A 13,041-nucleotide genomic window follows, 5' to 3' on the forward strand; every position below is an offset into this window, starting at 1 on the left:
TTTATTCAAAGCACCAAGTTATCAGTAGCGAAAAAAAATCACCCCGAAAAGAGTGATTTGATTGGTTAAAAGTGGTTTTTTGGTCTAGACAGTTTGATCAGAAGCCTGAAGTATACTACTTTGTCTGTTTGACTTCTGATTGTATTTATAGCGATACCGGGTTTCTGAATAGGGTAATCCTGATATTCGTACGATTTCCGGTTCTTAAAAAAATCTTCTTTATACTGCTATTCAAAAACGAACATTTTTTTTCGTTGTAGTTTTTGAATAATTAATTCTGTTAACGCATTAACAAATATATAAAAATATTATTCTTAAAAAATTGTGCGTAAAAAAATATAATTCTTCTTTTTTTTAATGTTTTTGTATGGAGTGTCGCTAAAACTAAGGGCAAACCCGTTTTTTGATCGATGAGTTTAGGAATTGTGTTTCTAAAAATTAACAATTACAAAGTAGGTTTTTGAGAATATTCTTATTAGAGTTCTTTAAAATACGGGCTTTGTAGTACTGTTTGGGAATAAAAAAATCCTTTTATCTTTCGTTTAGATGGAAAGATAAAAGGATGTATAAAAAGAATCGGAGATTCTATGGGATTAATTTTTAAGATCTTTAATTACTTTAAAAGCAACATCAACCTGATCTTCTCCAACTAAAATAGTAAATTCATTTGAAGTTGAGATTACCTCATTAATGATGATTCCTTCCCAAGCCAAGCGTTGAAAAATAAAGTAATAAATACCTGGAACAACAATATTTTCTTTAGGAAGCTTTACTGTAATTGAAGCTAAATTATCTAATTTCTGAATCAGCTTTTCACGTATGAAGTGTTTTTCAACCAAATGATTAACACTGCTGCTTACTACAATATTAGTTTCGTTTACACCACGAGATGAAGTATAAAAAATATCAGACAACACATTAATATCAGAAATCAGATCCGCTTGTTTGTTTAAAACAGTTTCTGAGGCTGCAAAAGTATAGTCCGTTAATTCGGAACGAACTGTAATTTCGCCAATATTCTTGATGACTTTGTTGATTTTATGATTCAGTTTAAAATCTAATTCTTCGGTAAGTCGTTTAAGTGACATTACAACAGCGCCTTGTTTTACTTCCTTGCCAAACTCACTCTCCAACTCGGTCATGATATTCCGTGAAAGCGAAGTAAGATTAATAATTCCCAGCGATAAAGCGTTCAATAAAAAAGGTTTTGTTTTAATGTAATTTTCGACAATTGAAGAAACGGTTTTCATAATTTTTTAATTGTTTTTGGGTAACTTAATTGGGTTGGTTTAGTTAATTGTGGTGTTATAAATCTGCGCAAATATAAATAAAAAAACAATTTGTTACAATTATAACAAGTAAAAATTATGTTAAAAATGATAAAAAGCGTCTGTAAGATGTTCAATTGCAAATGATTCCCCTTTTTTATGGATTGCGATGATGTCAAAACGAACTTCAAAATCTATTTCCCTATCGTTTATGTAGGCATTTACTGCTTTTACGAGCAGCTGAACTTTTTTTGGTTTGACAAATTCTTGCGGTAAACCAAAATCTATACTCGATCTTGTTTTGACTTCAATTATGGCTAAAATGTTTTCTTTTTGAGCAATTATATCTATTTCGGCCTTTTGAAATGTCCAATTTCGGTCGAGGATTTCATAGCCGTTTTCCAAGAGAAACGCTACGGCAAGTTCTTCCCCTTTTTTTCCAAGTTCGTTGTGTTTTGCCATTTTTGAATCTCTTGTTTTTTTTAAACCATATAAGTAATGTAAGAAAATATAAGTTTAGCTTAAATGCACTTACATTACTTATATGTTTTAAACTTTGCTAGTTTTACACAGTGCTATGTTTATGAAACTTATTTGTTAAAAACCACAGTACTTCCGGACGCATTGACATCATTCTATCTCTTGTTTTTTAAACCATGTAAGTAAGGTGAGAAAATATAAGTTTAGTTAAATGAACTTACATCACTTATATGGTTTAAACTTTGCTGGTTTGACACCGATACGTGTTTGTCTAACTTATTTGTCAAAAACAACAGTACTTCCGGACGCATTGACATCAATTGTTATGGTACTTCCCATAATCAAAGCCCTATTGTCGCGAATATGACCGGCCGGGAAATTAAAAATTACCGGGATATTGTATTTTTTAGTAACATCATCTACTATTTCTAAGGCATTTTTCCCCCATGGAACTTCATTGTCTTTCATTTTGGTCATGGCTCCAACAATAATTCCTTTCAGGTTTTCAATACAACCGTTGCGTCTTAGGTTCATCATCATGCGATCGATATGATAAAGATATTCGTCTAAGTCTTCAATAAACAAAATTTTGTCTTTGCAGTCTATAGCAGATTGTGAACCTAATAAACTGTATAGAATAGAGAGATTGCCGCCTACTAATTCTCCTGTTGCTTTTCCGAAACGATTCATTACATCAGGAGCAACAGTATAGGAAAGAGGTTCACCAAACAAAGCTGATTTCATTGAACTAATCGCATCAGGAGTAGCACGCGGAATAGTTACAGGCATCACGCCGTGAATCGATTTATATCCCATTGTATTCAAATGATTGTGTAAGACCGTAACGTCGCTAAAACCAACAATCCATTTGGGGTGTTGTTTGAATTTGGTAAAATCTAAAAGATCAATCATTCTGACAGTTCCATATCCACCACGAACGCACCAGATTGCCTTAATGTTAGGATTGTCCAATTGTTTTTGAAAATCGGCAGCACGTTGCTCATCAGTTCCGGCCAATTGATTGACATCAAGACCAATGGTACTTCCTATTACAGCCTCTAAACCCCAACTATGTAATAAATCTATAGTAGGTTTAAGATTGTCATCTATGTTTTTTCGGGCAGTTGCCAGAATAGCTATGGTATCTCCTTTTTGTAGATAAGGTGGTGTGATCATGTTTTGTTGGGATTGACAGGTGAATGATTGTAAAGCAAAAGTAAGAATTACGATTTTACAAATAACAAAACGCCTCTTTGTGTATTGAAAGCTCTTTAAGTTCATAGTTTACTTTGCTTGGTGTATTAATGCGATTGACAAATATAAGTATTTTAGAAAACATAAATACAAGAAATTACTCACAAATAATGATTTTATTTTGTAGTTTTGAAGTTCTGAAAAAGTATATAAATAATAATGGGTAAATCTTTTTTGATTCTTTTTTTCTGTATCCTTACGTTATTCGGTCAATCTAAAAAGTATAGGATCCATACGGTAGCTTTTTATAATTTGGAAAATCTTTTCGATACGATAAATGATTTGGAAAGAAATGATGATGAGTGGACTCCAAACGGAATTCAAAATTGGACAAATGAAAAGTACCGCCAAAAGCTAAAAAATCTGGCGAGGGTTTTATCTGAAATCGGAACACCGGAGAATACAAATGCGCCAACCTTAATAGGAGCGGCTGAAATTGAAAACAGGGGAGTTCTGGAGGATTTAATAAAGGAATCAAAATTACAACAGTATGATTACGGAATCATTCATTTTGATTCGCCGGACAGACGCGGAATCGATGTTGCTTTATTGTTTCAGAAGAAGTATTTCAGACCAACTTCATTTTCCAGTATTCCGTTGTATATCTATGGGGATAGTACTGCTGAGAAAAAAGAAGAGAATAAGGAGTCAGAAGAAGAAATAAACACAACAGTCGGCAACAATCGTGTTTTTACAAGAGACCAGCTTTTAGTTACAGGATTTTTAGAACAGGAAGAAGTAAGTATTATTGTCAATCATTGGCCATCCCGTTGGGGTGGAGAAGAAGTTTCCGGTAAATATAGGGAAGCAGCCGGAAGACTTAATCGGAAAATTATCGATTCACTACAGCAAATAAACCCAAATGCCAAGATTATAACAATGGGGGATTTTAACGATGGGCCATACAACAAAAGCATAAAAGTTGCCTTGGGTGCAAAGGCAAAAAAAGGGGAGGTTCCTGAATTTGGAGTCTTTAACCCATTTGAAGAAATGTTTAATAAAGGGATGGGCACACTTGCCTTCAGAGACTCTTGGGATATTTTCGATCAGATTATAATTTCAGAACCTTTGATACGGCCTGATTTCTCCTCTTTTAAATTCTGGAAAGCAGGTATTTTTAGAAGGTCGTATATCGTTCAAAGCTCGGGAAAATATAAAGGATATCCATTGCGGCATTCCTTGAGAGAGGTAGGTTTTAGTGATCATTTTCCGGTTTATATTTATTTGATTAAAGAGATAAATTCGAGGTAGTGGTGGACAGTAGAGATGGACAGTAGAGATGGACTGCTGTCCATCTCTACCGGCACCGCGAACTGAAAACTTTTCCCTAACTTAGCATCTTAGAAACTTAGTACCTCAAAAAAATGGCAATAGCAAAACCTTTCAACCTCACAAAATGGATTGAAGAAAATCGTCAATTATTGAAACCACCAGTTGGAAACAAAAATCTTTATGTTGATTCCGGTGATTATATCGTTATGGTTGTTGCAGGGCCAAATGCCCGAAAAGATTATCATTACAATGAAACGGAAGAACTTTTTTACCAGCTGGAAGGCAGTATAAAAGTGGTGATTCAGGAAGATGGCGAGCGCAAAGAAATGGTTTTGAATGCCGGTGATATGTATCTGCATCCCGCAAAGATTCCGCATTCTCCTGTTCGTTCAGAAGGTTCTATAGGTCTGGTGATCGAGCGCAAACGTGCCGGAAAAGGGTATACAGACGGTTTGCTTTGGCATTGTGATAACTGCAATCATAAATTGTATGAAGTACATTTTGAATTGCATAATATAGAGAAAGATTTCCTGCCTCATTTTGAGCATTTTTATAATTCAGAATCATTAAGAACCTGCGATAAATGTGGGACTGTAATGGAGTCCGATCCCAGATTTATAGCTAAAAAATAAATTTACTTTAACCTAACAGGTTTAAAAAACCTGTTGGGTTTATGATACAGTGTATTATTTTTGAGTATATTTACATTATAAAATGAGATACTAAACAATCAAAAATGATACAAGAAATTATCACATATAAAAGCATCGTTGCTAATCTGGAAGATGTATTGAATAATTCTCCCTTCAAAAAGAATTATGTTATTGAACAGATTGGTATTCCTAGCCCAACATTTTATCGAAAATTAAAAACGCAGACGTTTACCCCGGATGAAATGTTATCGATAGCAAAGATTCTTTCGCCAGAGGAAAATTTTAGGTTAGAATTAATAGCTGACATAGAACAAGGGAAGCGTGATTTAAAGAATGGAAACTTTATAACACATGAAGAAATGTTGGAAGAATTGAGAAGTAAAAAATTAATTTAAACCTACAAATCCAGAATTTCTATCGGCTGTTGACGATTATTCCAAAAGGTAATTAATTGAATATAACCTTCTTGTATTTCATAATACAAAGTAACTTGTTTGGAAATTACTATTTCGCGACATTCTAAATCTGCTCTGTACTTTCCTAAGTGAGGATTTTTTTCTAGTAAGTTGTTTACACGCAAAACATCATTGGTGAATTTTTTTGCAATCAAAGGAGACCAGCATATCTCAATATAATTTCGAATACTATGAAAGCTGTATTTTGCTTTTTCAGACCAAATAATTTTCATTGAGAATAATTTATTTGGCTAATTTATAAAAATAAACTTACAAAATAATCTTTTTCCCTTGCTCCGGATAAATAAGTTGAAGACCTAAATCATTCTGAATTTTAAGTTGTTCTTTAATTTTAGTAATATTCTTTGTCGGTGGTTTTAAATGGGTAATGATAATTTTAAAACCTTTCAAGGTACCTTTTCCGGATAATTCTTCTAGTAGATGAAGTTCTTTCATCAAATGATTCGGGGTCAGATGTCCAAATAAAAATTGGTCCGGTTGTTCATTCGGAAAAGAAACTTCAATGAGAATACCTTTTAGTTGTTTGTTTTTGACTAATGGCGCTATAGCTGTCCATAAATCATGTAAATTATTGCTTTTTTCGACAGCATCCGGTCCGGTATCTCCTAAATATAAAGCATAGTGGTCTTCATTTTTGATTAAAAAGGCAGTGCTTTCAAAAGGATTAACATGACTTAACGGAAAAGTTTTTACCGTCATTGAGGTATTGGTAAGTGGTGTTTCCTCGCCAATTGATAAAGTTTGAAAGTGGTATTTTTTTAAAGGAAATCCGGGACCTTCATCCCCAAAATTTGCCCAGGTCTGGTCGTTGAAATAATGATTTTCCATCATTTCCATGCATTTTTTTGTTGCGTAAACCGTTTTAGAGGAATCCGCAGGTGAATTGATGATTAAACCCGAGACATGATCCAAATGTGCATGAGAAATAAGATATCCTTTGATGTATTTTCGCAATACTTCGCTAGTCGAAATTTTAAACGTTTTCTTTTCAATTGCCTTCTCAATTCCGGCATTTATCGTTCCGGCATCCAGACAGATAAAATCGTTTGTGCTTGCTGGCGCCAATAAATAGGCAGAAAGGTTTTTTTCGTCAATACCACCTTTTACTCCTAAAGGCACAATTTGAAAAGAAGGTTTTTGCTCCTTCTGAGAAAATGCACTGGTAGAAATTAAAATGAGGAAAATATAAAGCGGATGAAGAAATCTCATAAGTAGAATAATTTTATTGTTGCAAATTTCATGAATTATAAGGAATAAATTGCTTTGTATTTCTGTTATTGATCGTAATTAACCCTAAATTTACTTTCATTTTAACAATTGAATTGAATAAAAATTCAACTCGAAATAATATCTTTACATAAAAATATAACAATTTTAACTAAAAAAGTTACAATGACAACAATAGCATCACAATTTGGAATGAATGAAGCTCTGGAAAAATTGGGCATCAAAGCGATAAATGAAGGAACATCGACAGGTTTACAAAACTTTTCATCAGGAGAGATTTTAGAAAGTTATTCTCCGGTGGACGGAAAGTTAATTGCTTCAGTAAAAATGTCAACGCCTGCAGATTACGAAAAAGTAATGCAAGCTGCAACAACAGCCTTCAAGACTTTTAAATTAATTCCGGCTCCACAACGTGGCGAGATTGTGCGTCAGTTTGGAGAAAAATTGCGTGCGAATAAGGAAGCTCTTGGTAAATTGGTTTCTTATGAGATGGGTAAATCACTTCAAGAAGGTTATGGGGAGGTACAGGAAATGATCGACATCTGTGATTTTGCAGTGGGATTATCACGTCAGCTTCACGGATTGACTATGCATTCTGAAAGACCGGGACACCGTATGTACGAACAATATCATTCGTTAGGAGTTGTCGGTATTATTTCAGCCTTTAACTTTCCGGTTGCCGTTTGGGCATGGAATACAGCTCTGGCTTGGATCTCCGGTGATGTTTGCGTTTGGAAACCTTCAGAAAAAACACCTCTTTGTGGTATCGCTTGTCAAAACATTATGGCACAGGTTATCAAAGAAAATAATTTACCGGAAGGAATTTCATGCCTGATCAACGGTGATTATAAAATTGGAGAATTACTAACTTCTGATACACGTATTCCTTTAATTTCTGCTACAGGTTCAACCAGAATGGGAAAAATCGTAGCACAAACCGTTGCCGGACGTTTAGGAAAATCATTATTGGAATTAGGAGGAAACAATGCAATTATTGTAACTCCGGATGCTGATATCAAGATGACTGTTATAGGTGCCGTTTTTGGTGCAGTTGGTACAGCAGGACAACGTTGTACATCAACCAGAAGATTGATTATTCACGAAAGTATTTACGATAAAGTTAGAGATGCGTTAGTTGCTGCTTACAAACAATTACGTATCGGGAATCCACTTGACGAAAACAATCACGTTGGTCCACTAATCGACACACATGCTGTTGAAATGTATGCAAAGGCTTTGAATAAAGTAGTTGCCGAAGGCGGTACTGTTTTGGTAGAAGGTGGTGTACTTTCGGGAGAAGGTTACGAAAGCGGTTGTTATGTAAAACCTGCTATTGCCGAGGCACAAAATTCATTTGAAATAGTACAACACGAAACATTTGCTCCGGTTTTATATCTGGTAAAATACTCGGGAGAAGTAGACAATGCAATTGATCTTCAAAACGGAGTAGCTCAAGGATTGTCCTCAGCCATTATGACTAATAATTTACGTGAAGCCGAAAGATTTTTATCTGTAGTAGGTTCTGACTGTGGTATTGCCAATGTAAACATCGGAACTTCAGGAGCTGAAATCGGAGGTGCTTTTGGTGGAGAAAAAGAAACCGGAGGCGGACGTGAATCAGGATCTGATGCCTGGAAAATTTACATGAGACGTCAAACCAATACAATCAATTATACAACGAGCCTTCCATTAGCTCAGGGAATAAAATTTGATTTGTAAGATCATTTATCTCATATAGTGTTAGAAAAACCGTCTCGTTAAGTTGAGACGGTTTTTTTGTTTCTTTTATTTCTTTTGTTTCAGGTTTCAAGTTTCAGGTTTTGCCGATATGTTTTATTTGTGATAGTAAAGCTAAGGTGTGCTATTGGTTTGTAGTAAGTTTTTTAAAAATGTTCAAGGTTTGTAATACGCTTGATCATATTACAAAAGGGTATATTTAAGCGATATCCTTATATGATCTTATAGTACTCATATGGTTTAAGTACGCAGCGGATTCACTAAAACTTTGTGTTAGATAATTTTGAGTTTTTCTTCAGTCAAAAAAAAGCCGTCTCAATGGTGAGACAGCTTCTTGTTTGTTCTGAAAAATATACGTTTAGTATTTATTTTTTTAGAATCGTTTGATTAAATATACCAGTCGACGTATGTATTTTGGCCAGATAAGTTCCGGGCACGAGATGGCTCATGTCAATACTTTCGGTCTCTTTTCCGGTGGTGCTTATTAGAACTCCTGCCATATTATAAATCAAAACTTTTTCTACGTTTTCATTTGATAAGTACAACGTAGAGGATACAGGGTTTGGATATAAAACTACTTTTGTGTGCTCTATGTTTAAGTTCTGTTCTTCAGTAGAAGTTTTAGTGTTTTTCACCATTTTTAGTGTACCACCGTTATAAGTGGTGCTGATATAATATAAATTAGCTACTGATCCTTTGCTTATGGTTATAGCCCCTGCTGGAATTGTAGTAGTAACGATTCCTGCAGTTGCAGTGTAGGATACATTGTTTATCTTCACTGTTCCTGTGAAATTCGAATCAAATACTAAAGTCAGAGTAGAAGGACTTGTTGTGGTATAGGCTATTGAAGTGCTGGATTCAATTTTTAAGCGTCCTGTTAGCGTTAGTCCATTATAAATTACAGATCCGGAAGTTGAATTCATGTTTCCGATGATGGTATAAAATGAACTTGTTTTTCCGGAGGTTGTAAAATTATGGATTTCATTTCCGGTACTTCCACCCGTACTTACCGTAATTGTTCCGGATCCCGTTACCGGAGAACCTGAAGTCCCCGTTGTTGCAATAGAGTAGGATAGTGTCGCAGTTGGAGTTCCTGTAATCGTTATGGTTTTTGCGGCGGTGTTTTTCACAAAACTAATTCCGGAAGCCGGTAAACCAGTCACAGTGGCGTCTGTTGCAGTTCCGCCCCAAGTGAATACAATTGATGCAATTGCTGCACCAGTTGTTACTGTTTGATTGTTATTTGCAGTTGAGGTTAGTGTTTGTGATCCGGCTGGTGGAGTTCCTTCTCCCTGCACAGCAACTAAAGAACCGGTGTAATTTGTAAGAGCAGATTTTAATGCTGTGATGACTAGAGAAGAGGTATCATCAGTTGCATTGTTGAATGTCCATTTTAAATCTCCACCGGAAATACGACCTGCGTACTGAACCGTTTTTGTTCTTGCGGTTGCTGGTTGGTCTATTGCCAGGTTCTTCACATAAAAAGCAGCATTAGTATCAAAGTTGTTGTACGTATTTCCGCCTGACTTAGAAACTACGCTACTGCTTACTGTTTGTGCTCTTGTTGTCGCAACAAAAGCATCAAAATCTGTTGTAGAACTGATTTTTCCTGAAATATTGTATAATGGATTTGTATCGCCATAAGCAACAAAACGCATATTGTTAGTGGCATTATCCGCATCAAAAGTATTGTTGAATGCTTTAATAGAACCCCCGGCTTCACCAGAGAACGTTCCCATTGTTCCGGCATTGTTGACCTGATTGGCTTCGTCCCAAATATCGGTACCTTGAAGGGAAGTTAACATGGGATGTTTACTGTTTCTGAAATAATTGCCTTCTACAAATAAAGAAGAGCCTAAAGTAGAGCCCGATCCATACTTGGCAACCCCATCAAAATAATTGTTGTAAATGTGGGCTGAATAATAGCGAACACGTGGATGACGGGAATCAGAGTGGTCAAACCAGTTGTGATGGTAAGTGATGTACAGACCAGCTGTGGTTCCTTCGCTTAATCCTAATAAACTTGCTTTTCCATTGTCCCAAAAGTGATTGTAGGATAGCGTAATATAGGTTGATGTTTTATTGTCTAAAGCTCCATCGCCTTTTATCTGATCAGCATCGCTGCCCGCATTTCCGTAAAACAAGTCACAATTGTGCACCCAAATGTGGTCATTATCTTGCTGCATTCCAACGTTGTCTCCGGCTGTGCTGTTGCAATTCATAAAGCCCAGATTGTTGACTTCAATGTTCGAAGCCGCTTTTAGACGAACTCCCCATCCATTAGCAACAGCATCTGTTCCAACACCTTCAAAAGTTAGATAACTAGAGGCATTATTAGCGTTTTCGATTACCACATCGCCTCCTTCCATTACAGTCATATCGGTAATGTTTCCGATCAGTCGAAAGATAAAGGGACGTGTATCTTGTCCTTTTTTTATGGCGTACAATATATTTTGCAACCCAACACAAGGATTGGTACTGGCTCCCGTGATGTTCATAGAAACGGTATTTTTTGTGTTCTGTGTGATATAAACGATGACAGCATTATCTTTTGGAGTTCCATCAATTTTATAGCCTCCGGGAACTCTTCCGCTGTCGAAAGCAAATCCATTTCGGTCTTGAGCAAGTACTGTTAAACTGGCTGTTGTACTACCAGTTCCTTCAACTCCGGAAATTACAGGTTTTACTTTCAAGGTGTATGATCCTGCTTTAAGTCCGGGAACGTCAGCACGGAAATAACTGCCATAACTTCTAATAAGCTGATCGTCGATTTTCTGATCGGTGATTCCTTGACCGCTGTAGTAGACATTGTAGCTTTGGGCATTGCTAACAGGTTGCCATTTTACAAAAGCAGATTCGAGCCATCCGGATGATTCGATAATTTGAACTTGTTGAGCCCAAGTCTGAATTGTTGCAAAAAAGACGGCCAGAAATAGTAGGTTTTTTTTCATAATGGTTTATTTAATAGTTAGTAAATAGTAAAATGTGGTTTCTAGTATCGGTTAGAATTTTAATTGTAATCGATTACACAAAAATATATAAAATTTTGATATTCAAAATAATTTTGCTTAAAAAAAGAAAATAATTAAAAGAATTACTGTTTTAAATGAGTAATATGTAATAAATTGCATTAATTGTAATTTATTACATGTTGGTTTGAATGTACGCTGAAGTATTATTTTTACTACTTTTTTATTCTTTAGTGAAAATGCTTTTTGAAAAAAACGGCACGATTTTGTGTCATTTCTACTAGACAGCTAGGTATTTTTAAAAATAAGAAAAAACGTACTAATTGTAAATCTGAAATGGACTAAATAGCTATAATCTGAGTCGAATTGATGAAATCTTGGCTAAGAAATAGGTGATGAAATGCCGATCAATCGCTAGCCTATTGATTTCGTTTAGGTTATATAGGACTGTCTTTTTCAATTTTACGAATGTGATTTTTCGTTTTTGAAGGAGAAGAGGGTGGATAACGGACTTAAAATGATCGATGTCACAAATGTCTCGCTTGTGAAGGCATGCCAATTGAAAAGTCCTTGCAAGAGAGCTAAAATATTTAAAAAATCTGGGACTTAATAATCGAACTCAGGTTTATAGTTTTGGGTGGGATGTTCGTACTGGTATCGGTTTAAAGACAGAAGAAAACATGCGGTACAAATGGATTTTATAAAATTGAGAAGGGAGCAAAAAAAAGGCCTTTTTGAAAACTCAAAAAGGCCTTTTTATATGTTAGGTAAGTAAATTAGTTTTTACTGGACATTTTTGTTAGTAATCTTAAGAATTCAACATACAACCAAACCAATGTGATCATTAATCCCATAGCGCCGTACCATTCCATAAATTTTGGCATTTTTTGCTCAACTCCTTTTTCGATTAAGTCAAAATCTAAGAAAAGATTTAAAGCAGCGATGATGATTACAAAAACACTAATTCCGATGCTCATCATAGAATTTCCTTGGTGTACAGGAGTGAAGCTTGTAAACATAGAGACCACCCATGAAATTAAATAGTAAGTTGCAATGGCTAATGTTGCAGCGATAACTACTGATTTAAATTGCTCTGTTACTTTGACGATTTTAAATTTATATAAACCCAGACATACTAAAAAGGTGACTAATGTAGCACCAACAGCATTAATTACAATTCCAGGATACATTGCTTCAAAAATAGCAGAGATTCCTCCGATAAAAAGACCTTCAAAAAGGGCATAACCAGGGGCTAAATAAGGAGAGGCTTGTGGTTTGAATGCTGAAACTACTACTAAAATAAGGGCAACAATTGCACCTCCAATAGTAGGTAACATCGCGTTCATTCCGTTAAAAGCCATCCACCAGGTTACCATAGCGGCTCCGCATAATATTAGAAATAAAATAGCTGTCTTATTAATTGTACCTGACAAAGTCATATCCTGATTGTAGTCAATGATTTGTGCCTGATTTACTCCTTCAGCTTTTGAAACAGCATTTGATGAAAAACGCTTGTTGCTTAAAAATGGATTATTTGAGTTGAAGTTCATGTTTTATTGCATTTAATTGACTTCAAATATAGGGAGTTTTTTTGAGGAGAACTTGTTTCCGTTAAATTTTTAACATGAATTTTTCTGTGGCAGAAGTGGCCTTAAAACAAAAAATCCATCAAAAAATAATCTTGATGGATTGGTCTGTATTTGGA

General features: G+C 35.3%; 11 protein-coding genes. 4 read left to right on the forward strand and 7 right to left on the reverse strand.

Annotated features, from left to right (window positions below):
- Positions 1 to 593: 593 nt before the first annotated feature.
- The 3 genes from LNP23_RS05580 to LNP23_RS05590 all read right to left on the reverse strand — a co-directional run bounded on the left by LNP23_RS05580 (position 594) and on the right by LNP23_RS05590 (position 2,924).
- Positions 594 to 1,250, reverse strand: a complete 657-nt coding sequence (locus LNP23_RS05580) for an aspartate kinase (protein ID WP_047774884.1) — start codon at positions 1,248 to 1,250, stop codon at positions 594 to 596.
- Between the two features lie 120 nt (positions 1,251 to 1,370).
- Positions 1,371 to 1,730, reverse strand: a complete 360-nt coding sequence (locus tag LNP23_RS05585; protein ID WP_230004237.1) for a YraN family protein — start codon at positions 1,728 to 1,730, stop codon at positions 1,371 to 1,373.
- 294 nt (positions 1,731 to 2,024) lie between these two features.
- A complete protein-coding gene (locus LNP23_RS05590) occupies positions 2,025 to 2,924 on the reverse strand; it encodes a S66 peptidase family protein (RefSeq protein WP_230004238.1) in 900 nt (299 codons plus the stop codon).
- A gap of 237 nt (positions 2,925 to 3,161) precedes the next feature.
- Here LNP23_RS05590 and LNP23_RS05595 point away from each other — a divergent pair, with 237 nt between their 5' ends.
- From LNP23_RS05595 to LNP23_RS05605, 3 genes are all read left to right on the forward strand, one after another.
- Positions 3,162 to 4,253 (forward strand): endonuclease/exonuclease/phosphatase family protein, encoded by a 1,092-nt coding sequence (locus LNP23_RS05595; protein ID WP_230004239.1) that lies wholly within the window; start codon positions 3,162 to 3,164, stop codon positions 4,251 to 4,253.
- A gap of 113 nt (positions 4,254 to 4,366) precedes the next feature.
- On the forward strand, positions 4,367 to 4,906 hold the full coding sequence (locus LNP23_RS05600) for a 3-hydroxyanthranilate 3,4-dioxygenase (RefSeq protein ID WP_047774888.1): 540 nt from the start codon (positions 4,367 to 4,369) through the stop codon (positions 4,904 to 4,906).
- Positions 4,907 to 5,010: 104 nt separating this feature from the next.
- On the forward strand, positions 5,011 to 5,322 hold the full coding sequence (locus tag LNP23_RS05605; RefSeq protein WP_047774890.1) for a hypothetical protein: 312 nt from the start codon (positions 5,011 to 5,013) through the stop codon (positions 5,320 to 5,322).
- 2 nt (positions 5,323 to 5,324) lie between these two features.
- Here LNP23_RS05605 and LNP23_RS05610 read toward each other — a convergent pair whose 3' ends face one another.
- Both LNP23_RS05610 and LNP23_RS05615 read right to left on the reverse strand, forming a co-directional pair.
- Positions 5,325 to 5,615, reverse strand: coding sequence for a type II toxin-antitoxin system RelE/ParE family toxin (locus LNP23_RS05610; RefSeq protein WP_047774892.1), 291 nt, complete (start codon positions 5,613 to 5,615; stop codon positions 5,325 to 5,327).
- A gap of 37 nt (positions 5,616 to 5,652) precedes the next feature.
- On the reverse strand, positions 5,653 to 6,612 hold the full coding sequence (locus LNP23_RS05615; protein WP_230004240.1) for an MBL fold metallo-hydrolase: 960 nt from the start codon (positions 6,610 to 6,612) through the stop codon (positions 5,653 to 5,655).
- Positions 6,613 to 6,795: 183 nt separating this feature from the next.
- On the opposite strand from LNP23_RS05615, the gene amaB reads away from it, so the two are divergent.
- Complete coding sequence (gene amaB, locus LNP23_RS05620; RefSeq protein ID WP_047774896.1) at positions 6,796 to 8,349, forward strand: L-piperidine-6-carboxylate dehydrogenase; 1,554 nt, start codon at positions 6,796 to 6,798, stop codon at positions 8,347 to 8,349.
- Positions 8,350 to 8,732: 383 nt separating this feature from the next.
- On the opposite strand, the gene LNP23_RS05625 is transcribed toward amaB, so the two are convergent.
- A complete protein-coding gene (locus LNP23_RS05625) occupies positions 8,733 to 11,318 on the reverse strand; it encodes a pectate lyase family protein (RefSeq protein ID WP_230004241.1) in 2,586 nt (861 codons plus the stop codon).
- A gap of 794 nt (positions 11,319 to 12,112) precedes the next feature.
- Entirely contained in the window at positions 12,113 to 12,886 is a 774-nt protein-coding gene (locus LNP23_RS05630; protein WP_047774901.1) for a Bax inhibitor-1/YccA family protein, read from the reverse strand.
- Positions 12,887 to 13,041: the final 155 nt, after the last annotated feature.

It is taken from the genome of Flavobacterium cupriresistens (assembly GCF_020911925.1).
Classification (GTDB): domain Bacteria; phylum Bacteroidota; class Bacteroidia; order Flavobacteriales; family Flavobacteriaceae; genus Flavobacterium; species Flavobacterium cupriresistens.